The 24,310-nt window shown below is 42.4% G+C and carries 20 protein-coding genes and 1 pseudogene; 13 read left to right on the top strand and 8 right to left on the bottom strand.

The features are described from left to right. Positions 1 to 87: 87 nt before the first annotated feature. The 3 genes from AC5JM2_RS05985 (at position 88) to AC5JM2_RS05975 (ending at position 4,678) form a co-directional block, all read left to right on the top strand. On the top strand, positions 88 to 1,698 hold the full coding sequence (locus tag AC5JM2_RS05985; RefSeq protein ID WP_495833990.1) for a glycosyltransferase family 39 protein: 1,611 nt from the start codon (positions 88 to 90) through the stop codon (positions 1,696 to 1,698). A 1,007-nt stretch (positions 1,699 to 2,705) separates the two neighbouring features. Continuing rightward, complete coding sequence (locus AC5JM2_RS05980) at positions 2,706 to 2,858, top strand: CopG family transcriptional regulator (protein WP_495834004.1); 153 nt, start codon at positions 2,706 to 2,708, stop codon at positions 2,856 to 2,858. Between the two features lie 1,532 nt (positions 2,859 to 4,390). Continuing rightward, positions 4,391 to 4,678 carry a Mo-dependent nitrogenase C-terminal domain-containing protein gene (locus AC5JM2_RS05975; protein ID WP_495833989.1) on the top strand — a complete coding sequence of 96 codons (288 nt, stop codon included), beginning with the start codon at positions 4,391 to 4,393 and terminating at the stop codon, positions 4,676 to 4,678. 74 nt (positions 4,679 to 4,752) lie between these two features. On the opposite strand, the gene AC5JM2_RS05970 is transcribed toward AC5JM2_RS05975, so the two are convergent. Beyond that, positions 4,753 to 5,001 (bottom strand): ATP-binding protein, encoded by a 249-nt coding sequence (locus AC5JM2_RS05970; RefSeq protein WP_495834003.1) that lies wholly within the window; start codon positions 4,999 to 5,001, stop codon positions 4,753 to 4,755. Positions 5,002 to 5,378: 377 nt separating this feature from the next. Here AC5JM2_RS05970 and AC5JM2_RS05965 point away from each other — a divergent pair. The 7 genes and pseudogenes from AC5JM2_RS05965 to AC5JM2_RS05935 form a co-directional block, all read left to right on the top strand. Continuing rightward, positions 5,379 to 5,486 (top strand): annotated as a pseudogene (locus AC5JM2_RS05965) (winged helix-turn-helix domain-containing protein); the annotation flags it as partial. A 240-nt stretch (positions 5,487 to 5,726) separates the two neighbouring features. Next, positions 5,727 to 6,695 (top strand): arsenosugar biosynthesis arsenite methyltransferase ArsM, encoded by a 969-nt coding sequence (gene arsM, locus AC5JM2_RS05960; protein WP_495833988.1) that lies wholly within the window; start codon positions 5,727 to 5,729, stop codon positions 6,693 to 6,695. A gap of 15 nt (positions 6,696 to 6,710) precedes the next feature. Then, a complete protein-coding gene (locus AC5JM2_RS05955; RefSeq protein WP_495833987.1) occupies positions 6,711 to 7,697 on the top strand; it encodes an inorganic phosphate transporter in 987 nt (328 codons plus the stop codon). A 45-nt stretch (positions 7,698 to 7,742) separates the two neighbouring features. Then, a complete protein-coding gene (gene arsS / locus AC5JM2_RS05950; RefSeq protein ID WP_495833986.1) occupies positions 7,743 to 8,741 on the top strand; it encodes an arsenosugar biosynthesis radical SAM (seleno)protein ArsS in 999 nt (332 codons plus the stop codon). A gap of 1,472 nt (positions 8,742 to 10,213) precedes the next feature. Further along, positions 10,214 to 10,786, top strand: a complete 573-nt coding sequence (locus AC5JM2_RS05945; RefSeq protein WP_495833985.1) for a Uma2 family endonuclease — start codon at positions 10,214 to 10,216, stop codon at positions 10,784 to 10,786. Positions 10,787 to 11,036: 250 nt separating this feature from the next. Continuing rightward, positions 11,037 to 12,044, top strand: a complete 1,008-nt coding sequence (locus tag AC5JM2_RS05940) for a zinc-dependent alcohol dehydrogenase family protein (protein ID WP_495833984.1) — start codon at positions 11,037 to 11,039, stop codon at positions 12,042 to 12,044. 250 nt (positions 12,045 to 12,294) lie between these two features. Then, positions 12,295 to 14,448 carry a pentapeptide repeat-containing protein gene (locus AC5JM2_RS05935; RefSeq protein WP_495834002.1) on the top strand — a complete coding sequence of 718 codons (2,154 nt, stop codon included), beginning with the start codon at positions 12,295 to 12,297 and terminating at the stop codon, positions 14,446 to 14,448. Positions 14,449 to 14,672: 224 nt separating this feature from the next. On the opposite strand, the gene ilvN is transcribed toward AC5JM2_RS05935, so the two are convergent. The 3 genes from ilvN to AC5JM2_RS05920 all read right to left on the bottom strand — a co-directional run bounded on the left by ilvN (position 14,673) and on the right by AC5JM2_RS05920 (position 16,862). Further along, positions 14,673 to 15,194: an acetolactate synthase small subunit gene (ilvN, locus tag AC5JM2_RS05930; protein WP_495833983.1), complete on the bottom strand. Its 522-nt coding sequence runs from the start codon at positions 15,192 to 15,194 to the stop codon at positions 14,673 to 14,675. 184 nt (positions 15,195 to 15,378) lie between these two features. Continuing rightward, the gene (locus AC5JM2_RS05925; RefSeq protein ID WP_495833982.1) at positions 15,379 to 15,990 is read right to left on the bottom strand and encodes a molybdenum cofactor guanylyltransferase; all 612 of its coding nucleotides are present in this window, start codon (positions 15,988 to 15,990) and stop codon (positions 15,379 to 15,381) included. Between the two features lie 197 nt (positions 15,991 to 16,187). After that, entirely contained in the window at positions 16,188 to 16,862 is a 675-nt protein-coding gene (locus AC5JM2_RS05920; RefSeq protein WP_495833981.1) for a Uma2 family endonuclease, read from the bottom strand. Between the two features lie 399 nt (positions 16,863 to 17,261). Here AC5JM2_RS05920 and AC5JM2_RS05915 point away from each other — a divergent pair, with 399 nt between their 5' ends. Both AC5JM2_RS05915 and AC5JM2_RS05910 read left to right on the top strand, forming a co-directional pair. Beyond that, positions 17,262 to 17,570 (top strand): HigA family addiction module antitoxin, encoded by a 309-nt coding sequence (locus tag AC5JM2_RS05915; protein ID WP_495833980.1) that lies wholly within the window; start codon positions 17,262 to 17,264, stop codon positions 17,568 to 17,570. A 97-nt stretch (positions 17,571 to 17,667) separates the two neighbouring features. Continuing rightward, complete coding sequence (locus AC5JM2_RS05910; protein WP_495833979.1) at positions 17,668 to 17,910, top strand: type II toxin-antitoxin system HicB family antitoxin; 243 nt, start codon at positions 17,668 to 17,670, stop codon at positions 17,908 to 17,910. A 16-nt stretch (positions 17,911 to 17,926) separates the two neighbouring features. On the opposite strand, the gene AC5JM2_RS05905 is transcribed toward AC5JM2_RS05910, so the two are convergent. Both AC5JM2_RS05905 and AC5JM2_RS05900 read right to left on the bottom strand, forming a co-directional pair. Then, complete coding sequence (locus AC5JM2_RS05905) at positions 17,927 to 19,984, bottom strand: thioredoxin domain-containing protein (RefSeq protein ID WP_495833978.1); 2,058 nt, start codon at positions 19,982 to 19,984, stop codon at positions 17,927 to 17,929. Between the two features lie 153 nt (positions 19,985 to 20,137). Beyond that, positions 20,138 to 20,290: a QAALIT motif small membrane protein gene (locus AC5JM2_RS05900; protein WP_169263654.1), complete on the bottom strand. Its 153-nt coding sequence runs from the start codon at positions 20,288 to 20,290 to the stop codon at positions 20,138 to 20,140. Between the two features lie 570 nt (positions 20,291 to 20,860). Here AC5JM2_RS05900 and clpP point away from each other — a divergent pair. Further along, complete coding sequence (gene clpP / locus AC5JM2_RS05895; RefSeq protein WP_169263653.1) at positions 20,861 to 21,466, top strand: ATP-dependent Clp endopeptidase proteolytic subunit ClpP; 606 nt, start codon at positions 20,861 to 20,863, stop codon at positions 21,464 to 21,466. Between the two features lie 238 nt (positions 21,467 to 21,704). Here the strand turns inward: clpP and AC5JM2_RS05890 are convergent, their stop codons facing one another. Together AC5JM2_RS05890 and AC5JM2_RS05885 are read right to left on the bottom strand one after the other, a co-directional pair. Continuing rightward, on the bottom strand, positions 21,705 to 22,511 hold the full coding sequence (locus AC5JM2_RS05890) for a slr1353 family protein (protein WP_495833977.1): 807 nt from the start codon (positions 22,509 to 22,511) through the stop codon (positions 21,705 to 21,707). A 241-nt stretch (positions 22,512 to 22,752) separates the two neighbouring features. Further along, positions 22,753 to 23,985 carry an RNA-guided endonuclease InsQ/TnpB family protein gene (locus AC5JM2_RS05885; RefSeq protein ID WP_495833976.1) on the bottom strand — a complete coding sequence of 411 codons (1,233 nt, stop codon included), beginning with the start codon at positions 23,983 to 23,985 and terminating at the stop codon, positions 22,753 to 22,755. Positions 23,986 to 24,310: the final 325 nt, after the last annotated feature.

Here is a 24,310-nt window from a genome sequence, read left to right as displayed (position 1 = left end):
GACTCAGCGTGCGCTGTCTTCGCTCAATTTTCTTAGTTTTCTGCCTTGTGTGTCCTCTGCGGTTCCTTATAAAACAGAAACCAAATTATGCGCCATATCAAACTCGCTCCAAATTGGTTGCGGTTTCTCTTTATCGTGGTGTTGGTGGTGGGTGTGTTTTTTCGCTTCTTCAATATTGATGGCAAAGTTTACGGACACGATGAAACTTACACCTCATTGCGAATTTCTGGATATACAAAGACAGAAATCAGACAGCAAATTTTTAATGGTCGTGTCGTTAACAAAGAAGCGTTGCTCTCGTTCCAGCGTATTAATCCTGAAAAAAATTTAGGTGATACACTCAAGTCTTTAGCAACAGAAGACCCTCAGCATCCTCCGCTTTATTATGTCATAGCACGATTGTGGGCACAAATCTTTGGCACTTCGGTGACAGCTATCAGAAGTTTATCTGTCATTATTAGCTTGTTGGTATTTCCCTGTGTTTATTGGCTGTGTCGAGAATTATTTAACGTACCTTTTTCTGTACCTTTTTTGGCGATCGCACTCGTAGCGATCTCCCCAATTCATCTCATCTACGCTCAAGAAGCACAAGAATATATTCTTTGGGTTGTCACAATATTAATCTCTAACGCTTCTTTGCTGAGAGCTTTACGATTAGAATCAAAACGACAAGTGAGCGATCGCACTGTCACATGGGGAATTTACACACTTGCTTTAGCCCTCAGTTTTTATACATCTTTGCTTAGTGGATTTGTAGCGGTTGCTCATGGAATTTATGTCATGACAATGACAGGATTTCGCTGGACTAAAACAGCCAGACTTTATACAACAGCGTCACTTTTGGGCTTTTTAGCTTTTACACCTTGGATTTTAGTTATTCTGACCAACCTGTTGCAATTTCATCGTGGAATAGCAGAAACAACAGGTAAATTGTCACCATTTACTTTAATCCAATCTTGGCTACTTAAGTTAAGCCATATATTTTTTGATTTCAACTTTGGCTTAGAGAATCCCTTCAGCTATTCAACGACCTATATTTGTTTGATTATAGTGGGATATTCCATTTCTTTTCTTTGTCGTACAACTCACCCAAGAATCTGGTTATTTCTCGTGTTATTGATTGCTGTTCCAGCACTACCTTTAATGCTTCCAGATTTATTTTTTGGAGGAACGCGGACAGCAGTATATGAGTATTTAATACCTTCTTATTTGGGCATTCAACTAGCAGTAGCTTACCTGTTTGCTTATCAGCTTTATGATGGGATTCTTGCACTCCGGAGGATTTGGCAAATAATATTTGTAGTCGTTATTGTCTGTGGTGTGCTTTCTTGTGCTGTCAGTTCCCAAGCAGAAACTTGGTTGAGTAAGGGTGTCAGTTCTGGGAATCCAGAAATCGCCAAAATCATCAATCAGGCTTCTCGTCCGCTTTTGATAAGTGATTCTTTGGGGATACTCCCTGGAAACGTCTTTTCTCTGAGTTATCTTGTAGAGCCAAAGGTACGATTTTTGTTGATGAAGGACAAAAATATTCCTAAAATTCCCAATGGTTATAGTCATGTATTTTTACTGAATCCTTCAAGCACTTTGCGTCAAGGAATCGAAAAAAAATATAAATTTAAACTATATAAAGTTTATAGTCAAAAATCTGACTCACTATGGAAAGTAGATAAAAGTTCTATGAGTAAAACATATACTTAAAAAGTATATGTTTATACATTTTATGACATTTTGTGATTATAGGGGAAATGAGGTGTTATTGACCTGGATTTGGTATTAGTTGCAATTAAGTAGGTCAACATAAAAAAACATAAGATACGATTCTTGCGATTGCTTCGCTACCCTATGGCTGACGCCACGCCTTACGGTGAGACCAGCGCTCTTGGTAGGGTTTCCCTCGTGCCGGCTCTGGCGTATGCGCTTTGCGCACGCCCAGAGGTCTAAAGCGTTTGCGCAGCGCCCCTTTTAGGGGCTAGCGGAACCGTTCGGCACGGGGCCGTGCCCGTTAGGCGCAGCCGTGGCGTTAGCCATAGGGCTCAGGTTCTCCCCGGAGGGCTATCGGGAAGCCGCTAGCCCCTAAGGGGGCGCTGCGCAAACGCGTCTACACTGCATTCCGTATGCCGTCCCTTGCCCGCTGCGCTAACGCAATGATATTTCACGTTTAATTAGGTTGAGCTACTTATTGTTTGGAGGTGGGATGATTACTAGTTTTACCGTAATACCAATTCTGTATGATAACCTGCCCGTAAAGTGACATAGATGCACCCAATGATATAAGAAACGAATCGCATAGACGCGGAGCGGCTTCTCGTAGGGTAGGACACAAAGAAAGAAAGAAAGAAGAAGTCAACAAAATTTGCCGCAGCCTCACAAAGAAATGGTAGAGTTACCGTTTTCATTTCCTGACAATATGACAGATTTAGCTTTTTGCATACTTTCTCCTATATTTGCATGATAAAATTTAGCTAATAGCATAATAAAATTCAGCTAAAAACTACCTTTAGAGTATAGGGCAATACATAATTTCTTAAGATAAATTCCTTCAAAAGGAAGATACTTGGCGATAAAGAGTTAGTATTAAATCAAGTAAGACAATCAGCGTCTATTTATTTATTTGACTTAATTTCCGGTTTTATTAGGTGCATAACTACTGCTTCAACTTAAATTCGTAGTAATAATTATTGAGCTGACAAATGACACAAGAAATGATATTCAAGAAAAAATGGGCGGTCAAGCGAATGACCTTAAATCTGGCATCAGCCGAAGCTGAAAAACTTCAAAAGTATTGTGATGAAACAGGAAGACCTGCAACAGATGTGATTCGAGAACTCATTCGAGGGCTGGAATCAATAAATCACTAGTAAGCACTTGGCTGATAAACTCCCCTTCATTTTTACCGTAGGTAAGTCTGGGCAAGCGTATCAAAAATCGCCAGCATCTAACGAATAGATCCTGTGCTTGGTGAGGGTATCACCACTGAAAAATCCACCCAACCAGACGCGCACGTCACGTCACTCAGCAAGGGCGAGACCAGCGCTTTTGGTAGGGGAGCCACTGCGTTAGATGGGTTTCCCGGTTTGTAGACGCCCACTAGAAGGCTTCGGGTAGCATGTGGCGTTTTCCCGACAGCCAGGCGACGGGCATTCCCGGAGGGTTGCCCAGATTTTCACAGCTAATGGCAGATCCATAAAAATAAATCTCCCGCGTAAAAACCAAGAACCATGGGTTTGGCAAAAGTTACCCCTCGGCAACATACGGGCGATAGCTTAGCGATCTGCGCGCAGTGCAGATCGCTAAGTAGTCTAGCTTATTAATGTAGTCATCCTCGCAGTTGGTAGATACAACTTCTACCGCTCCATTGATCGCCGCTTCACAGATGTGGTTTTACCCAGTTTACGGTACAAGCTACTGGCGGATCGAAAGCTGTCAGACAATTTTGGATAATGGAATTGACCGCACGGACTGATCCGCTTTCTTGGGAATTTTGGATTTTGCGAAAAGTTTGAGCGGTGAGTCCAGCCCCCGTCTTGGATGCCACTTGACGCCAGACGCCTCAAGTCGGGAGACCCTAACGGAGGTCGCTCATGGGGGAAACCCCCAAGACGAGCCACTGCTGCAGGAGGGTTTCCCTCCGTAGGTATGTGGCGTCCGCGCTGCCTCACCCCGGCGCTGGCTCCTTTATGCGGGGAGACCCGTCCACCGCAGTGGCTCCGGTTTCCGTCACGTTAGCGTAGCCTGTGCAGGAGATTGGGGGACTGGCGAACCTGGAGGGAAGTTTCCTCCGTAGACGTTTTGCGGCTTGCTGCAGGCATCAAAGCTTTTCAAGACGGATTAAAGAATTGATTCCACGGACGGGTTAGGGGACTTGTACTATCAAGAATAGGACTTACGCACTCGTGATGAAAAATAAGGCTTTGCGATGCTCCAGCAGGGAGCGCTAGCATTGCTGATCGCTCCGTTTTGGTTGCAATGACGATAATTGCGTTATTTTTGCGTAAGTCCTAAAGAAATCATTGGTCATTCGCGCCCCCTGCTTCAGGATCATTAGGAGTCCTTGTTTCTTCCGGAGGGAAACAAGGACTTTGAAGTGCTTGGTGTCTCACCACCTACGTGGACTGAGAGAAAACCAAGAATTTGGAATAGAAAAGGCACGTTTTACCTGTGTAGCTGAGGATGTCAAACCCCTTCAGTACGAAAAATTCTATGTGCAACAAAAATGTCGGGGAAATCGTCCGGAACACTAGAACTGGAGTTTGTAGTAATGAGTGTTCCCAAACAAGAGAACAAAAAACAACTGCATAAGACAGACAACTGCTCCCTATAGATATATAGGAAAGGGTTCAAACCCAACAAATAAGACCAACTTTGCAATTATCAAGTGATGGTAAATCTTATGACTAGCTTTACTCAAGTCCGCCCACAACACGACCTTCTGCAACCTGTTCGTCAATGGTTTGATTCGATAGAAATTCATAACGCCAAATTAGCTCATTCACTCTGCAAGCTAATTCCTGCTCAATGTCCTTTTGAACGTGACATTAAACTATTTGGTCGCAAGCTATTTCACATTCCACCTATGTGTAAGTTAAATCCTCTTTATGAAGAACTGGTGACCTTACGTTTCAAAGCTTTGTGTTATCTTGCTGATGAATGTGGTGAAGATGTAACCGCCTATTGCTAATAGTACGTCTGGTAGTAATATCATGCAGTCACTATAGGCAATTACACACTGAGTGTAGTACCTTCCGCAAGATTTTATTTCATCAAAAGCTCTCCACTATGAACTTCTAGAATGTATTTGGTAATAGCAAGTCCTAACCCGGTCTCAAAATATTTTGTAGAGTAAAATTGCTGGGTTAGGTCGGTTAAAATCTCTGGAAAAATAGGTTCAGTGCCATTGTCAACATGAATACAGACTTGATTTAAATTGGTGTTACTCTCAATTTCCGATTTAACAGTCTCTGCTTCTGGAATTGCTTCAAATACATTCCACACAAGATTAATAAATACTTGTTTTCATTTCTCTTTGCTCCTTCTACTTTCACCTCATTCATTGCTGGTTCAAAATCAACTTTCCGTCCGATAGCTTCTAACATATTTTGCAGCAAAGGCAGAATTTAGGTGATGAATTCATTAATATCTATTTTTTAGAACCGCAACATCTGCGGTTTTGTACATAGCAAGATTTATTTTAAGAACTTTTCTAATCTGTTAGCTTCATATAGTACAAAAGATCATCGCTCTTTTGGTGGCGTAAATAAATCAAGTTTTTGAAAAAAGTTTAACCTAATTTTGATTGTTGTGTTGTGAAAGGGTTATAACGACTGCACGAGAGTCTCATCCAGATTTAGTGATATTAAACTGGATGCTACCTGGTTTACAGCATCAATAAGTTTTACATTCGCGACTTGCGGCTGAAATTGGAGGCGAATCAGGAAAAGCGTCTCATTCAAACTGTGCGTGGAGTTGGTTACGCACTGCCAGAATAATCTGAACGCCCCATAAGTAGGTCGGTGTTGAAAATTGTCGTTATGACAAGGCAGGAGGCAGAGGGCAGAAGGCAGAAGAGAAGAGCTTTTTGGGCAACTTTACTTTCCGTTACATACTTCGGTTTTTTTGCGCCGTTCTACTTACTGCATTTGTTTGATAATTAAATTACCCAATTGATATGAAATTACCGATTTAGTTCCCGCTACACTTAAAGACGGTAGTCAACATCAGCGAGTGCAATGAGTTATCTTGAAACAGCGGCGCAGTTTTACAGTGAAGTCGCCCAAACACCGCAAGTCGGACTTTGTTGTGTGCAAAGCACACCCTTGCAATTACCAGGGTTGAAAATTCCTTGCAAAATGCAGCAAATGAACTATGGTTGCGGGACGACTGTTCATCCCACCGAACTTGGAAATCAACCCACAGTACTGTATGTTGGAGTTGGTGGTGGTTTAGAAGCTTTGCAATTTGCCTACTTTTCTCAACGTCCTGGTGCTGTGATTGCTGTTGATCCAGTAGCAGAAATGCGTCAAGCTGCTGCACGTAACTTGGAAATTGCTGCTCAAGAAAATCCTTGGTTTGACGCCAGCTTTGTAGAAATTCGCGAAGGCGATGCCTTTAGATTACCTGTTCCTGATAATTCTGTTGATATCGTAGCCCAAAATTGCCTGTTCAATATCTTTGAACCAGAGGATTTAACACGTGCTTTGCAAGAAGCATACCGGGTGTTAAAACCAGGGGGAAAATTGCAGATGAGTGATCCAATTGCAACTCGTCCCATTCCACAACATCTGCAAAAAGATGAGCAGCTGCGAGCAATGTGTTTATCAGGCGCACTCACTTATGAAGAGTACATTCAGTGTATTATAAATGTAGGTTTTGGGCAAGTAGAAATTCGCGCCCGTCGCCCCTACCGCTTGTTAGATACCCAAACTTATGAGTTAGAAGAGAATCTTCTTTTAGAAAGTCTAGATTCTGTGGCTTTCAAGGTTATCATTCCTGAAGATGGCGCTTGTGTGTTTACAGGAAAAACCGCTATTTATGCTGGATCAGAATCATTTTTTGATGATGATGCAGGTCATATTCTTCAGCGTGGAATTCCAGCCTCAGTGTGTGATAAGACTGCAGTCAAACTTGCCGCAAAAATGCCAAAAACCGTAATAATTACTGATTCTACTTGGCATTATACTGGTGGTGGGTGCTGTTAGTATTTAGAAACAAAAATGTTTTTAATTGCTCTACTTCTGGCTACGCTTTTTTTAGCTTACTCAAACGGTGCAAATGACAACTTTAAAGGAGTCGCCACACTATTTGGTAGTAAAACAACAAGCTACAAAACAGCAATATTGTGGGCGACTATCACAACTTTTGCTGGTTCAGTAGCCTCAGTTTTCCTAGCAGAAACACTAATTAAAAACTTTTCGGGAAAAGGACTGGTTCCAGATGCGATCGCCAATGCTGCAGACTTTCATTTAGCAGTAGCGATCGCGGCTGGTTTAACAGTTATCATAGCGACAATAACTGGATTTCCGATCTCAACGACTCATGGTTTAACAGGTGCTTTGGTTGGTGCTGGGTTAGTAGCAATTGGTCTAAAAGTGAATTTTGCAGCTTTGGGAAATTCGTTTGTTCTGCCTTTATTGCTAAGTCCAGTTATTGCTATCCCTTTGGGAGGCGTGATTTATAGTTTATTTCTCAAGACTACGAGTCGTTTAGTCGTCAACCCTACCACGACAGAGAGTTCTTTAAAAAGCAACCGTCAAGTTATTGATACTTGTCATTTTATCAGTGCTGGCGTCGTAAGTTTTGCTAGAGGCTTAAATGATACTCCTAAGATAGTTTCACTGATCTTAATGATTAAGAGTCTTTCGATTCAAGGAGGAATGTTAGCTGTAGCAATTGCAATGGCGGTTGGGGGTTTACTGAACGCCAGGAAAGTTGCAGAAACCATGAGTAAAAAAATTACAGAAATGAATCATACTCAGGGATTATCTGCCAATATAGTAACAGGAATACTGGTAATTGCTGCCAGTTGGTTTGGGCTTCCCGTTTCTACAACTCATGTTTCAGTTGGTTCAATATTTGGTGTTGGACTTATCTCAAAAAAAGCGAACGTAGGTGTTTTTTATCAGATTTTACTTTCGTGGATATTAACTTTACCTACTGCCGCAATTATTAGCGCGATCGCTTATGGATTGTTGCACAGATAGAGAAAAGTGAATATTTGAGGAATGATAGGAGGATAGTTGTCAACCATGCAGACAAAACCAGTAGATACAGCCTTAACACCATTTAAAAAGAAGCTATCTAAACCTTTAACAAAAAAAGAAATCACTGTTTTACAAATTAACTTAGGTAAGCGCTGCAACCTCGCTTGTAACCATTGTCATGTAGAAGCAGGACCAAAACGCACAGAAGAACTTTCTCCAGAAACTTGCCAACAATTGATTGAGATTATTCAGAGATTTCCTCAAATTCAAATTGTTGATTTGACTGGTGGCGCACCGGAAATGAATTATGGTTTCAAACCATTGCTAGAAGCAGCAAGAACAATAGGTAAACAGGTGATTGTCCGGTCTAATTTGACTATCTTTTTTGAAGATGGCTTTGCTGATTTGCCAGAATACTTTGCCAAACATAAAGTTCGGGTTGTTGCTTCTCTGCCCTGCTATTTATCAGATAATGTGGAGAAAATGCGCGGTGCGGGTGTGTATGATGATTCCATCAAAGCACTGCAATTGCTGAATCAACAAGGTTATGGTAAAAAGCCAGATTTAATCGTAGATTTAGTTTATAATCCACAATTACCCAAAGATGAGAAATTTTCCTTAACTCCAAATCAAACAAAGCTGGAAAGAGATTATAAGCAATATTTGCAAGAACACTTTGGTATTACTTTTAACAACCTATTTACGATTACCAACTTACCAGTTGGAAGAACAAAACTGTATTTAGAAAGAAAGAAATTATACGCTCCTTATTTGCAGTTTTTAGAGTCTCACTTCAATACTGGTACAGTTGAACATTTGATGTGTCGGGATGAGATATCAATTGATTATCTGGGCTATGTGTATGACTGCGACTTCAACCAAATGATGAATTTACCTGCAAAAACTCGCGATGGGGAAAACCTGACAGTCGCCAAGTTATTACAAGCTGGTTCTTTGGACTTGATAGATCAGGTACAGACAGCAGCTTATTGTTATGGCTGTACAGCCGGTACTGGTTCGAGCTGTGGTGGGGCTTTGATGTGAAGTCCTTTGATTGTCTGGGAAAAGCTTGAGCAAGTGATTTGTGCGGCTTGATAATAATCTCGTTACCAAAACTGTTACGAGCGCCTTACCAAAACTCGAATAGATCTATGATGATTTTAAGTTAAGTCTCCTCACACCACATTCATAGCCGTGGACTCATCTCAGCTTCCACGGTTATTTATTTTTTATCCAATGTAAACACAAAGTCACCTAATGTGAGGATGATACGCAAGGGTGTTAATTTACCACAGGCGAGATGTCTTGTGAATACTGGCGGAAAAATTCTTGTTACCAAAATCGTTACGAGCGTGTTTATACTCGTCAGTGACCATTATGATGATAAAAAGTTTAGCTCCTCACACTACAGCAAAAGCCGTGGAACATTCAGTTTCATGGCTTTTGTTTTTTTGGTATGGATCCACCAGGGTTCAACTCTCCCCATTCACCAACATCCTAGGCTTCCAGTAAGGGCACAGTGCCAAGCCCGTTTTCTGATAGCGACACACAGGCGGCGCACCACCCGTGATGAATGAAACAAACACCTTTTTCACGCCCTTCGGGAAGAACCTGAGCCCTATGGCTAACGCCACGGCTGCGCCTAACGGGCACGGCCCCGTGCCGAACGGTTCCGCTAGCCCCTGGGCGCTGCGCAAACGCTAACGCCAGTCGCCTAGGTCGGGAAACCCTCCTGCAGCGCTGGTCTCACCAGATACCTACGGAGGGAGACCCTCATCAAGTACTGACTCCCTTACACCCTTACACCGTTTCGCTTTAATGGGACTTTGTAAAAAACTAGGCTCAAATAGCCTCAAACATAGATTGGGTAGAGGTTTTACATCGATTAGTCACTGTTTGTTGATTTAACTGAAGTTGAGATGTTTTTTCCTGCTTGACGTATTCTCCTTGCCCAGCAAGGGTTTCAGGTACTTTTTATGTCCAAAATTTCTCAAGTCCCACTAAGCAGAAAATAAATCAAAGTACCAACTTAAAATAGAAACGAAACAACCGTTACATAAGACCTATTCATAACTACTCACAACTAGACAAATCTACTCATGTGTAGCTTGACGCTTACTTCCTGCTTCATTCTGGCAATGTCGGCATTATCCAGTCCACAGGCTAAAACGGTCTAACTGACCGCTATATGTGTCGAAGTTATAAAAAAACTTCTTTTGAGGCGCTACTAACGACCCTCTACGCGAGTTGCTTCACTTGGGCAAACCCCAAGACCGCACTCGCTTGTCTATGGAGCTTGCACTTCGCCTGCGGCACGTTTATCAAACGCCAGTCTATGCTGGAAGGGTTATCCTCTGACGGCACGGTAGTTAACCGTTACTATAGGTAATATTTTAGCACCTTTTCAGCAATACCTACTCAAAATTGACTAGTTCTGAAAAGAAATGTGTATAAATTAAGTTACAGTTTCTAACCCCAGCAACGAGAAACCACAGCCATACAATTGGAGTTATTCAATGACTCTTAGTCAATCTCATCCCTATCTTTCCCCAGAACAGTACCTAGAAACCGAAAAATCTAGCCCGATTAAACATGAATATATTCAAGGGCAGATTTATGCAATGTCTGGTGCAAGTGATGCTCATGTAACAATTACAGCTAACTTAGTTACCCTGCTAAGAAATCATATCCGAGGAACAGGGTGTCGTGTTTACGTCGCTGACATGAAAGCCCGCATCGAAACACTGAATATTTTCTACTATCCTGATATCATGGTCACTTGTGACCAACGAGATACAAAATTTGAATATTTCAAACGCTATCCCAGCTTAATTATAGAAGTTTTATCACCATCGACAGAAGCTTTTGACCGGGGCGATAAATTTAGTGACTATCAAGAATTAGAAACATTGCAAGAATATGTATTAATCAGTCAAACACGCCAGCGTGTTGATTGTTTTCGACGCAATTCTGAAGGAAGATGGGTGCTTTACAGCTATAGAAGAAATCAAGATTTAGAGTTAACCAGTGTAAATTTTTCCTGTTCCCTGGCAGAGGTTTACGAAGATGTTTTATTCTCGGAAATATAGAGATGCTCAAGGAGTCCGCTATCTATCTCCACCGCATTGGTTGCGGGAATTTTGCAAAAGATGTTAAAGGATGAATTGTCCTTACTCTACAGCAAGTTATCTACGTAAGAAAAAATAATAGTATATATTTGTACAGTTTTTCAAGCAAGCGTACTCGTAGGACATATTTTGAATTTTGAATTGCTCATAATGCCCTCCCCTTTGCGGTAAATTGTCAAGTGCAACTACCTTTAACACAGAGGAAGAAGTCATGAAAGCAGTTTTAATGACAGCAGCTGGCGATCCCGAAGTTCTGCAACTACAGGATGTGCAAAACCCTGGCGTTCGTTTAGGAGAAACTGAACTTCTGGTACACTTACGAGCAGCAGGCATTAACCCCATTGACACCAAACTTCGTAAACGTGGCACTTTCTATCCCGATAGAATGCCTGCTATTTTAGGATGTGATGGTGCTGGTGTTGTTGAGGCTGTGGGTGCTGGCGTTCAAAAGTTTCGCGTAGGCGATGAAGTCTATTTTTGTCATGGTGGCTTGGGCGCACACCAAGGCAATTATGCTGAGTATACAACTGTTGATGAGCGATTTGTTGCTCGTAAACCCGCTTCTATATCCTTTGCAGAAGCAGCAGCAGCACCATTGGTGCTGATTACCGCCTGGGAAGCTTTATACGAACGGGGACGCTTGGAACCTGGAGAACGGGTACTGATTCATGCAGGTGCTGGCGGCGTCGGGCATGTAGCAATTCAATTGGCAAAGCTCAAAGGTGCTAATGTCTGCACGACTGTAAGTACTCAGGAGAAAGCAGATTTTGTTCACAAGCTCGGTGCAGACCATGTTATTTTTTACAAACAGAGAGACTTTGTGCAAGCCGCACTCGATTGGACAAATGGGGAAGGTGTAGACTTAGCTTTTGACACCGTAGGCTCAGAGACTTTGCACAAAACTTTTCCAGCAGTGCGAGTTTATGGTGACATAGTCACAATACTAGAACCAGATGCCAATACCGTTTGGAAATCTGCCAGACAACGTAATCTCCGCATTGGTTTAGAATTCATGCTAATACCAATGTTGCAAGGAATTGTAGAAGCGCAGCAACATCAAGCAGAAATTTTAGAACAGTGCGCAAAATGGATTGATGCAGGCAAATTGCAAATCCAAGTTAATCATACTTTTTCGCTAGAAAAAGCAGCGAAAGCTCACCATTTGCTCGAAACGGGGTCTGTAACAGGTAAAATTATCTTATTAGTAGAAGATAAATGATACGAAAATTATTTTGGTCAGACAGCTAGCAGTTCGGAGGAGGGTTTCCCTCCGAAAGAATCTGTGGTGGTGCAGGAGCGTTTTCCTTGTTCTCTGGTTCTACCAGGGAGTAAAAACTAGGAGGTTCTACCTCCATTTTTATCTCCATTTTTATATTATGACGAGGCGGAGCCTCTTTGAATGCATTACCAGGCTGCAGCCTGGTAACGAGGTTATTTGGGTAGATTGGCTGAAAACGGCTGGCTGGTTGATGAGTCTATGTGCGCTACTGTTGTTGTTACAACCTCTACCCGCATGGGGTGCACCTGAACAAATAGAACGTACTCCTTTAACTCCAGAATTGTTGCAAGAACGACTGGATACACCCATTCTTCGTGAAGGTAGTGTTGTGGTAGATTTACAGAAGATGGTGATAGATTTACGACCAGAAAATGCTAGCTTCCGAGATAGTTTTTATCAAATTTTGCGAAAGGAATTGCAAAAAGCAGGCTCAAAACCTTTGGGTTTAGACTTAAGTCGTTCTCTGATTCAGGGAGATTTTATTGGTAGTAATTTGAGTTTGAGAACGCCTTTGTATACTCAAGCACTCGCCCCCATTTTGATCTCAACCGAACAAGAACAATTAGAACGTCTACGCGAAATTTGTTTGCAGTCACTTGCCTTGGCTTTTCCTAGTTCTAAAGATTGTAAGTCGCTTTTAGCAACTCAGTTACCTTTATCAAGTGAAATCAGTGTTTTTCGTGGTTCGTTGACACTGCTGGAAACTAGCTTCGACGGAACTGTGCAGTTTGCGAATACATTTTTCCTTCAGCCTGTAGATGCTCAAGGTGCTATTTTTAATCAACAGGTAAATTGGACTGAAACAAGATTCAGTCGTGCAGTTAACTTTGGTAGTGCAACTTTTAAGAAAGAAAGCCAGTTTCAAGGCAGTATATTTTTTGATAAAGCTAATTTTAAGCAAGCGAAATTTCAGCAAAGTACAAATTTCCAAGACAGCACTTTTGAGGATATAGCCAATTTTACCCAGGTAGATTTTAAGCAATTGACTAAATTTAGTCGTGTACAATGGCAAGGAAATACTGATTTTTCTAATGCACGTTTTTCCGATCAAGCACAGTTTAATAAAGCTATGTTCAGACAGTTTCTCTTTTTTGTAGAAACAACATTTGAGCAAGCTGTCACTTTTGTAAACACACAATTTAACAAAGATATCAATCTGCAAGGTGCTAGTATTATCAACTCTGCAGATTTTAGTGATGCTGGATTTGCAAAGAGTGCTTATGTGAATGTCTCCAGTCTGATTTTTAACTCTAACCAAGCAAAGATTTTAGGCAATCCAGGTCAAATTGGTAAAAAGCTTGTGATATCTGGATTACAAGGGAATCAAAGCGTCTTGCGGAATTTAGGAGAAAATTTCCGTCAGTTACAGCAAATCAGTGATGCTAATGAGTGGGAGTATAAAAAGCAGCGTTTGCAATTAGAGGATTTAAGCCATCGTCTGATAGGTACGAACATAAACACTGCTTCCCAAGAACGTTTGATGAATCTGGGTTTTTCGGAAACTCAAGCAACAGCGATCGCCACCCAGCGTTTTCAACAACTATTTCATCACAAAACTGAGTTACTCACTTTAGCTGATATGGATTATGACACATACACGCGAGTCAGTTCACTGTTAATAGTTGATGAACCCCTTTCACCATTTAAGTGGTTACTGCAAGCATGGAATTGGTTGATGTTGAGTTTACTGCTGCTGCTTTCTGGGTATGGTACAGATTTTTGGCTGGTAATTGGTGTGGGGTTGATTGCGATCGCCTACTTTGGATTCCTATTTTGGCTTCTTGATCGTTTCCGTCGCTTGCTTCCAGCACCAATTCTTCCCACAGCTTACGAAACTATTTGGATGCTAAGTAGTTTCACTCTACTTTCACTATTTGGGATCTTAGCCATCTTTTGGAGTGCAGAACAACCTTGGCTCACACTAGGGTGTCTTTTCGTTATTATTGTCCCCTTGCCAATAACTTTATTATTCCGACTTTACCAACAAGGACGCTACCATAACTTAATGGACATTTCCTACTTCAAAGAAGATGGAACTTTGCGGCAGTTACGATTACTGATTGGACGTTTGCCAGTCATACCTAGGTATGAAATGTTTCGTGAGCGATATTTGCCTTTGTTGTGCGATCGCCGCTGGAATTGGCTTAACTATTACGACTTTAGCCTTAACAACTTACTAAAATTGGGCTTCAATGACATTCGTTTGCGAGATGAACACCTCCCAGGCATCATCACCACACTTGCTTGGTATCAGTGGATTTTGGGTATACTCTACATCACGCTACTTTTGTGGACTCTGTCTCGCACAATTCCGGGATTGAATTTGTTGATTTATCTGAAGTAACTAAGACTTACGCATGGAAACGAGAAATCAAGGGTTTGGGCAAGGGGTATAGGGGTGTAAGGGGAGCCAGTGCCGTGGGGAGCCAGTACTTGATGAGGGTCTCCCTCCGTAGGTATCTGGCGTCCGGGTTCCCCGACTTGAGGCACAAGCGCGTTGTAGGTGTTCAAACCCTTACACACGCCAGAACAAGCGTGAGGGTGACGCAAAACGGGCGATTCGGCTTCTCAGGAAACCTTTGCTTCCAAAGACTTCAGCAACTCAGTATTTACACCAGACTCACGAGTTAAAGCAATTTTGCCGGTGCGAGCGATTTCTTTTAAGCCAAATTTTTGCAGCACTTGTACAATTGCCACCATTTTACCTGGATCTCCCACAACTTCGAGAGTAACAGAATCTTCTGCCACATCTACGACTCTCGCCCGAAAAATCTGAGCTATTCCGACAATTTCTGAACGACTGCTGCTGGTTGCATTCACTTTAAGCAACATCAATTCTCGTTCCACGCAAGGAATTTCCGTAACGTTCTGCACTTTCAAAACGTTGATCAGTTTATATAGTTGCTTAATGAGTTGTTCAATCACGCGGTCATCACCAGGGACTACCATTGTAATCCGAGAAATTCCTGATTGCTCAGCAGGACCAACGGCAAGGCTTTCTATGTTAAAGCCGCGACGGGCAAATAAGCTAGAAATACGGGAAAGAACTCCCGCTTCATCTTCGACAAGTACTGATAAGGTATGTTTCATCGTCGCCAACACAGGCTAGAGGAAGTAAGTTATAAGTAACACAGATATTAAGTCGCTCAACCTAATTAAACGTGAAATGTCATTACGTAATCGCAAAGACTCTATTTTACGTTTTTCAATGTTGACCTACCTAGGATGTAGCTAAGCTACACCTACTCCTGCACAAGATTGCAATTGTAATCCCTTATTGTACCTGAGATTGGAATCGAAATAAATCGTCTTGTGTATTACAGTTAAAAAGCATTTCTGGATCTGGTAAAGGTAATGCTTGCACGGGATGACACTTCAGCCATTCCTGAAACGATCGCCCCCCTTGATTGATATACTCCACCAAACTAGGTAAACAGCGACGGCGATAAAAACCGCACAGTGGTTCCCATCCTTTAGCTTGAGGAACTAGAGCAGCGATTGCTTCACCTTCCACACTATCCAATACAGCCGCCCATTCTTGCAACACCTCAACGCGCAACTTAGGTAAATCGCAAGCCAGCAGCAGCACCCAATCTGTTTGTACATACTCCAGTGCTTGAGCAAATCCAATAATTGGTCCGTGAGGTAACGATTGATTGCCAGTTTCACCAGACAAAGGCACTTCTTTGATAAACTGAACTGTAGATGGTAACAAATGTTGATAGCGTTCTTGCCAGGGTGTTACTACATACACTGTATCAGCACAACTTTCAGCAATTCGACAAACCAATTGCAACAGGGGTACGCCTTGAATGGGAATCAATGCTTTATCCCGTCCCATGCGAGAACTTTTTCCGCCTGCTAAGACTATGCTTGAAAGGTGCATTAGCTTACCCGATAACTGAGAACTATAGCAATCCGGTTTGATTTTTGAAAAAATTTAAGTATCTCTAAGGTGGGCAATGCTCACCAAAATTTAGATATAACCCAGATATAGTGAGTATTGCCCACCCTACGTATATTTCTGATAACTGATAACTGTTAACTGAAAATGCTCTAAATTGTATTAGGGTCAATGTTTAATTATCGCAATTTAGCGGCTAATCTTTCAGCTTTACTGAGTGCTAATTCTTTTTGTTGACGTTCAGACTCAGCCTCTTCTTCTGGTGTTGGAACTAACTGTCCTGATGCTGTAAAAAATCGCAATAAACCTTGATGAATTCCTAGATATAAATCTAGTTGCTGACTCCACAAATGCCCTTGATGATTTGCTTCTAAGGGTTGATACTTGCCATCCACTAAATGGAATCCAGCAAACTCTAGTGTGTATGGATCAAACCAAAAATAATCGGGAGTACGGAAGGTATCTTGATAAAGTTTTTTCTTAAGTTCTTTGTCAGTATTAGCAGTTGATTCCGAAAGCATGTCTAGAATAACATTAGGATATTTACCTTTTTCTTCCCAGACTGCCCAACTTTTGCGGGTTTTGCGTTCTGTGTCTAGCACGACGAAAAAATCTGGCCCTCGGAAGTCTTCTGATTTGCGTTTGCTGAGGCTGTAATAAATAGTCAGATTGCCAGCAGCGTAAAAATCAGTCCTGTCTCGCCACAACCATTCCAAGCATTTAAAAAGTAGAATTATTTGCTCGAAATGTAGTTCTGTTTCTAAGGGAGGTTCGTCACTATATAAATCACATGGAGGAAGGATAACATCTTCTGGGATATCTTGAGGAAAGTCTATTTCTTTGGCGAGGGACATGGCTTGTATGGTATCAGGTATTGATGGGTTTATTTTAACGTTGTCATCATGATGCGTTACTTATTGCTATAACGATCAATGACGAATCTGCTTTGTTTGGACAGATGAGAACAAATCCGCTTTTATAACCCCCTTTTAACCCAGGCGATTAGAAATCGCGGCTACACAAACAAAGCGATTAGAAATCGCGGCTACACAAACAAAGTCCCTTCGGGGAAGACCTCTGGGCGTGCGCTTTGCGCATACGCCAGTCGCCTGCGGAGGGAAACCCTCCCGCAGCGCTGGACTCACCGCCTACGCGGACTAAATAATAAAGGGGGTATTAGATCCGGATTTGGTATGAGAACAATGCTTTGGAAGTTGAAATGGTAGATGAGCACGCTCCGCAGGTCAATAATTATGAACAACAACCGTCTGCCAAATATCCACCCTGGCGAAATCTTGCAACTAGAATTTTTAGAGCCACTCAGTATCACCCCTTATCGATTGAGCAAAGATATCGGTGTATCTCAGACACGAGTTAGTGAAATTTTATCTGGAAAACGCAGTATTACAGCAGATACAGCTTTACGTTTATCTCGCTATTTTGGTAACAGCGCTCAGTTTTGGTTGAATTTACAAACACAATACGATTTACGTCAAGCTCTTGAAGAGAATGCAGAAGTTTACAATCAAATACCTAAACTTCCGTTGAATGATGTAGCCTGAGCGAGTTTATAATAAGGGTGGCGGAGGCATTATCATAGTGAAAGGTAAGCTGGTATCGCCGTCTATGAATTTTCAAGCCATTGCAAGTTTGAAGAAAATGTCCCTTCATGTTCTGGTTGAACGGGTTGAGTCGGGGTATTTTATGGCATCAGTGCCAGAGTTGGCTGATTGTGTGGCATTGGCTCAAACCCGTGAGGAGGCGATCTGCGCGGAGCGCAGCAGCGAAGCTATCGCTGCTCTACAGGAGAAGGTGAGAGTAAGGCTTTGCCAGGGAACGAGAAAACACATCGCGGAGAACCTCACCCCGCTTTTAGCTACGCCAAAGTACCCCACCCCTTAGTAAGGGGAGGGGTTCTTCACCCTCTCACCTGACTCTGCTGCACTTGCTGCAACAACTTCTCCAAACTTTCCGCTGGTGCTAGACACTTCAAACCTTGGCAAACTAACCCGACACTACTCTCAGGTAATTTCGACACCGCAACAAACGCTGTACTCGGTAAATACATGGAGTTAAGAGACTGTATCTGCTCTGCGGTGGTGCGGACTAAAGTACAGTTACGATACCAATCTAACGCTGCAAACAAACTGGGACAAGCTTGGGGAGCTTGGCTCATGACGCTTCTAAATGCTTTTAAGCCTTGCTCGGCTAAATCCAAATAATGAAGATTGTCGGTGACAAGAGCAAGACGAACAAGGTTGGTGATCGCCACTCCATTTGCCGAAGGTGTCGCGTTATCCATATAACTGCGCTCTCGCACAATCAAGTCTTGACTAGCATCGCTTGATGTGTTGTGGTATCCGCCGAGTTCTACACTCCAGAGATATTCGTGGAATTCTTCTTGGATTGGGATCGCTCTTTCCAACCAGTTTTTTTGCTCACCAGAACTGCTGTGTAAATCCAGTAGTGCTTTGATAAAAAAGGCGTAATCTTCAGATTGAGCTAAGACAGTAACTTGTCCCTCATAATTCAATCGGTAAAAACGCCCATCGACAAACTGATTATCCAAGATAAAGTTCGCCGCTTTCGCTGCAAGTTCCAGATACTCTGGTTGTTGGAAGACTGCATACGCCCTTGCTAAACCGGAAATCATCAAGCTATTCCAGGCGACAATCATCTTTGTATCTGTGACTGCGGGAATGCGTCCTTTCCAGTTTTCTGTTTTCGCTTCCTGGTTATTGCGTGCGGGTGGGAAAGTTTCCACGGACTCAGGTGCAGCACCGTAGCGAACTGCAAACAGTTTTGCGAGTGTGCTTTCGAGGGTTTCACTCAGTTTTCCAGCGTTACGCCTTTGCAAGACATTCTGACTTTCAAAGTTACCGTCAGGCGTGACTGTAAACTGTTGTTGTAATTCTGTTAATTCTTCCGGAGTCAACAGTTGTTGCAATTCGCTGTAACTCCAGACGTAAAACGCGCCTTCTTCTGGTTCTACTTCTGTGGGAGTGGTGAAACTATCTGCGTCTTGCGCTGCATAGAAGTATCCAGATGGCGCTGTCATTTCGCGTTTCAGCCATTGGACAGTTGTGGCGATTGCCCTTTTAAAAGCTGCTTGTTCTACACCTGCGCTCCACAAGTTCGCCAAATACTCTACAATCTGTCCGTTGTCGTAGAGCATTTTTTCAAAGTGCGGTACTGTCCAAGTGTGGTCAACCGTGTAGCGATGAAATCCACCACCGACATGATCATAAATTCCACCCAATGCCAGGTCTAGTCCTCGCTGGGTACAAACTTTATTGCCATCATACTGCGATTCATAATCAAACCGACTTCCCCTCAATGCGAGTTCGGCGTAGGGAATCATCGGGAAGCTGTTACCGTATTGATTGGGTGTAATAATGCCTGTTGAGGTTTCCCAACCTTTGTGCAACAATTCTTTATCTTGAGATTCTATGATCCCATCTGACTGTAACACAGCAGAGGTCAGAAGTGACTCAACAATAGCTGCTTTGCGTTCACTTAAATCTTGTTTTTCTGTGTCGTAGTAACGACGAATTGCTTGCAGGACTTGCAAAAACCCAGGACGACCGTAGCGTGGTTCAACTGGGAAGTAAGTACCAGCGTAGAATGGTATTAAATCATCTGGGGTGAGAAAAACGTTTAAAGGCCAACCGCCTTGACCACTCATCATCTGCAAAGCTTGCATATAGATGCTGTCAATATCTGGTCTTTCTTCTCTATCTACTTTTATCGGAAGAAAGTTGGCGTTCATGTACTCGGCTATAGCTAGGTTAGAAAAAGCTTCACCTTCCATAACAGTACACCAGTGGCAACTGGAGTAACCAATCGAAAGAAATATCGGTTTATTCTGTGCCTTTGCCGTGGCGAGTGCTTCGTCGCACCAAGACCACCAATCAATAGGGTTTTCGGCGTGTTTGCGGAGGTAGAGGCTTTTAGCTTGAGCTAGACGATTAGTCATGATAGGATTCTTGATGACAGCCTTCTTTGCTCAGTTTAGCTTGTGTTTGAGAGACATTCACTTACCAGCCTTAAACCACTCCGCAGTAATATACCTTTATAACCTTAGAAGCTAACAGTTTTCTCATCTTAGACGAAATAATAATTATTCATCTTATTCAAGATTGTTGGACAGAGTTCTGGCGATTGGTGCTGACAGCGTACTTAAAGATGGTGTCGCTTGTGTTTTGATAGTTGTTGGGCTAAGACCTGCCAGTAGGTGGAGTAAAAAGGTAATGATGGCGGCTTGCACAAATTTTTCTAGCATGGCGACTTCCTCTAACTTTTGGTGGGTGACATCTCAAATAGAATTTATGTAATAAGATGACTCCTGATATTATCTATCTACCGCAAGAAGTAGTTAGATTCCGGAAAAGGCTGTAAAAATGGTGACAATGTTATGAAAAAGTCACAAACTGAAACCTTCTGTATAAAAACTAGAGCTTACGCATTGACCAATGTCTGGTATTGTGCGCTCAAACAAAGGTGGAACCAATCCACATTTGATCTCTAGGACTTGCGCATTGTCAAAAAATGATTATGTGAATTGAGTCAAATCTTCGGTTTGAACTTTTTTAAGACGCATAATTTCGGCTCAATGAGAATTGTCATTTCCAACATACATAGGAAATATGAGGACTTTGTGAGTATTTTGTAAATTGTTTTAAAGAAAAACGTCATTCAGGTTGCACTTGAGTTAATCCACATTATTTTCTCTTTGTACAGTGTGTAAGTTCTAAAAACTTGGTTCGTTTTAAAAGTTCGGTTTGTGGTTCTTTGAAAACAATCAGCCGTTGCAATCGATAAAATGTATGTAAATTAGTAACAAGCAGTCTGCATGATTCCTATCGTTATTGAGCAATCAGGTCGTGGCGAACGCGCCTTTGATATTTACTCACGGCTGTTACGTGAGCGCATCCTTTTTTTGGGACAGCCGATTGATAGCAACGTAGCTAACTTGATTGTTGCCCAGCTGCTGTTCTTGGATGCAGAAGACTCGGAGAAAGACATTTATATGTACATAAACTCTCCAGGAGGTTCGGTAACGGCGGGTATGGGGATATTCGATACTATGAAGCACATCCGCCCGAATGTCTGTACAATTTGTACCGGATTGGCGGCGAGTATGGGCGCTTTTCTCCTCAGCGCTGGGACTAAGGGTAAGCGGATGAGTTTACCTCATTCTCGGATTATGATTCACCAACCTTTGGGTGGCGCTCAAGGACAAGCGACTGATATCGAAATTCAGGCGCGCGAAATCCTTTACCACAAGCGCAAGCTAAATGAATATTTAGCCGAACACACAGGTCAGCCATATGACAAAATTGCTGAGGATACAGAAAGGGACTTCTTTATGTCGCCTGAGGAATCAAAGGATTATGGATTAATCGACCAAGTGATTGACCGTCACGCTGCTGGTAGCCGTCCAATGGCTATGGTGTAGTCAGGGAACGCTTAACAGGGAACGCTTAACAGGGAACAGGCTTGAAACTCTCTCAGTGTCTGAGTTTTATGTTCAGTTTCTGTCCTCAAACACCTGGCAACAGCTATATCAGTGATTTACTGATAACCCTTCGGGGAGAACCTCCGGTTCCGCTGCGCTAACGCCAGTCGCCTACGGAGGGAAACCCTCCTGCAGCGCTGGCTCACTGATAACTGATAACTGTTCACTGTTCACTGTTTCAAAATCCTGCTAATGGATCTGGGGGCGTGGGTTGAGATTCTAGATATCTGAGGAAATCGTGCAATTCTTCGTCAGTTAGTAAATGACGCGATCGCTTGCCGTAAGCTTTTATCAAATAATCTCGCCCCTGTTCTGTTGTCCAACCTAGGCGCTGCATTTCAACACCAATTTTTGCGATATCGTCGGACTGATCCACAGGTTCGCTCTTCTTCTTTTTCTTCCCTGTGGGTGTCTGAGTTGGCACATCCTCTGCTGAGGTGCTGTAATTACGTGATGGAAAGGGTGTCACATTACTCGCAGAAGTCTCCGGCATCATATCATTTTCTGTTTGATTACCAAACATCATCTCCAAATTTTGGAACGGGGTCTCCAATAACTGAGTTTCCTGGTTGTCAGTTGTAGGAAACCGCTCAATTATCTCCTCATTTTTAATATCCTTTTTACTGACAACGGATGAGATAACTGGTGATGTTGGGGTTGCTTCTGTTTGAGGAAAAGTCTTGACAGTAGCGGGATAGGCAGACTCATTAAATCTGGTTGTTGTCAGAGTTGGCTGAACCGGTTTGATAGGTTCTGGGGAAATGACAACCGAATCTGGCGAATGACTCATTCCCAAAACGACAAGTGCTCTGTTCCTGGCTTGGTCTTCTGCTTCCTCCACTGTTTCTGCTGCAGCCATTCCAGTGGCACGTGTGACACCATCAATTTGTATGCTTACCCGGACAATATACTTACCGTGATAAATTTGTACTAATTCAGAAATAAGACTGCCCTGGGGATATTTGCTCTGAAATTGAGCCAACATAATACTGCTACCAATCTAAAATCTGTCAAACAAACAGTTTACTATTATCTATCAGTCCAAGCTTTGACTCTCGTCCCGTTATCGACTAAACTCCAATTTTATTTTGCCAAGTCTAAAGCTTGAACAGCTACGTGCTATCAGTTACGAGTTTGATCCAACGGCTCACTGATAACCGATGACCGACGACTCATTTCATCCGTGTTCTGATTGTAGCATGAGCTTTTGGAGTGAACTACCTACACTACCCTAACGGGTTGTGTGGGCTTCCCAATTCATTGGGGATTGCCTCTGCCTTCGTGGATTTTTTTCGTCCAGAAGATTTTGGTCTTATATCCCCTCCAAGGGCAGAAGCGCTAGTTCCTAACGCCCATAATCGCAAACCTTCGTTTCTAATATTTATGGCAGCATTGATGTCTCTATCATGTTTTTGGTGGCAGTGTGGACAGTCTACAAACCTGACACCCAAAGAATCATAGCCATTTTGCAACATTGGGACTGGTAGTAGAGTCTCACTACATAGTTGAGAAGATGGGAAGAAGCGACCTATCTGTTGATAAGTATGCCCAAATCTTTCAGCCTTGTATTTCAGCATGGTTAAAAACATTCCCCACCCTTGGTCAGTAATAGATTTTGCCAAGTTAGGATTCTTTACCATGTTCTTAACTGCCAAGTCTTCCACACAAATCACTTGGTTTTCGTATGCTATTTTGCGAGATAGCTTGTGTAGAAAATCCTCTCTAACTCTAGCTATTTTGCTAGAAATCCTTACAACTAAACGCTTTGCCTTACGACGCGCCTTTGAAGTCAAGGCTGTTTTTCTAGATAGCTTCTTCTGTTTACGCTTTCTATTCTTCTCTAAGGAAGCCAGTTGCTTCTTAGGGAGATCATATTTTGACCCATTGGAAGTTACTGCGAAGTTCTTTAATCCTAGGTCAACCCCAATAGCTTCATTAACCGCAACTACTGGGTTGTCCTCTTGATTAAACAGAATAGAAGCGTAGTATCTACCATCAGCATTTTTCGATATAGTTACAGTTGTGAATTTTGCATGTGGAAGGTCTTTATGAAACACGGCTTTGAGCATCCCCAAATTACCAGGAAATTTAATAACAGAATCGTTTGGCATTAATTTTACATTTTGGGGATACTGGATCGATTGCTTACCATGCTTGGGTTTGAAGTTGGGGTATTTAGCACGTCCCTCAAAGAAATTGACAAACGCACTTGAAAGATTGAAGGTCACTCGTTGCAATACTTGACTGTAGGCAAGTCCTAACCATTCGTATTCCTTCTTTAATCCTGGCAACAACTTGTCCATCGCAGCCTTAGAAAGACCTTTGCCCGTTTCTTTGTATGCTGTGGTTGTGGCATTAAGCATATAATTCCACAACCAGCGAGTGTTACCGAAACACTGAGCTAAATAAGATTCTTGCTCATCAGTAGGATAGATTCTAACTTTAACTGCCCTATACATGGTGAGTCCAGTTGGCGGTGTCGGTTTCCGTCCCGCCAAACTGGCGAACCCGGAGGGTCTTGGTATATTACCGTGTTTCTGGATTCATGGTAACAAAAATATTTAAGACATGACCATAAAAACAAAAAGTTTGTTTGTTTCCTACGTGTTCTCTTCCCTCGCCATTGACTACTTGGTCGGAGGACTGTCGTCAACTCACTCGCAATTCATCTCTAACGAACGCTTCGCGGTAAGATGTGAGCCTTATTACTGGTTCAGGTAAATTTTTCCTGACTGCTTGTTGAGGAAGAGCGATTGCATGGTTGTTGCTATACTAATTACCTAA

It is taken from the genome of Brasilonema angustatum, from assembly GCF_059505445.1.
The sequence above is the reverse complement of the archived record's forward strand: the minus strand, read 5'-3'. Positions and strand labels throughout refer to the sequence as shown.

Bases quoted from the DNA above. Each gene is read 5' to 3' on its own strand.
- AC5JM2_RS05985 (WP_495833990.1), top strand. From the start codon at position 88: ATGCGCCATATCAAACTCGCTCCAAATTGGTTGCGGTTTCTCTTTATC.
- AC5JM2_RS05975 (WP_495833989.1), top strand. From the start codon at position 4,391: ATGACTAGCTTTACTCAAGTCCGCCCACAACACGACCTTCTGCAACCT.
- arsM (WP_495833988.1), top strand. From the start codon at position 5,727: ATGAGTTATCTTGAAACAGCGGCGCAGTTTTACAGTGAAGTCGCCCAA.
- AC5JM2_RS05955 (WP_495833987.1), top strand. From the start codon at position 6,711: ATGTTTTTAATTGCTCTACTTCTGGCTACGCTTTTTTTAGCTTACTCA.
- arsS (WP_495833986.1), top strand. From the start codon at position 7,743: ATGCAGACAAAACCAGTAGATACAGCCTTAACACCATTTAAAAAGAAG.
- AC5JM2_RS05945 (WP_495833985.1), top strand. From the start codon at position 10,214: ATGACTCTTAGTCAATCTCATCCCTATCTTTCCCCAGAACAGTACCTA.
- AC5JM2_RS05940 (WP_495833984.1), top strand. From the start codon at position 11,037: ATGAAAGCAGTTTTAATGACAGCAGCTGGCGATCCCGAAGTTCTGCAA.
- AC5JM2_RS05935 (WP_495834002.1), top strand. From the start codon at position 12,295: ATGAGTCTATGTGCGCTACTGTTGTTGTTACAACCTCTACCCGCATGG.
- ilvN (WP_495833983.1), bottom strand. From the start codon at position 15,194: ATGAAACATACCTTATCAGTACTTGTCGAAGATGAAGCGGGAGTTCTT.
- AC5JM2_RS05925 (WP_495833982.1), bottom strand. From the start codon at position 15,990: ATGCACCTTTCAAGCATAGTCTTAGCAGGCGGAAAAAGTTCTCGCATG.
- AC5JM2_RS05920 (WP_495833981.1), bottom strand. From the start codon at position 16,862: ATGTCCCTCGCCAAAGAAATAGACTTTCCTCAAGATATCCCAGAAGAT.
- AC5JM2_RS05915 (WP_495833980.1), top strand. From the start codon at position 17,262: ATGAACAACAACCGTCTGCCAAATATCCACCCTGGCGAAATCTTGCAA.
- AC5JM2_RS05910 (WP_495833979.1), top strand. From the start codon at position 17,668: ATGTCCCTTCATGTTCTGGTTGAACGGGTTGAGTCGGGGTATTTTATG.
- AC5JM2_RS05905 (WP_495833978.1), bottom strand. From the start codon at position 19,984: ATGACTAATCGTCTAGCTCAAGCTAAAAGCCTCTACCTCCGCAAACAC.
- AC5JM2_RS05900 (WP_169263654.1), bottom strand. From the start codon at position 20,290: ATGCTAGAAAAATTTGTGCAAGCCGCCATCATTACCTTTTTACTCCAC.
- clpP (WP_169263653.1), top strand. From the start codon at position 20,861: ATGATTCCTATCGTTATTGAGCAATCAGGTCGTGGCGAACGCGCCTTT.
- AC5JM2_RS05890 (WP_495833977.1), bottom strand. From the start codon at position 22,511: ATGTTGGCTCAATTTCAGAGCAAATATCCCCAGGGCAGTCTTATTTCT.
- AC5JM2_RS05885 (WP_495833976.1), bottom strand. From the start codon at position 23,985: ATGTATAGGGCAGTTAAAGTTAGAATCTATCCTACTGATGAGCAAGAA.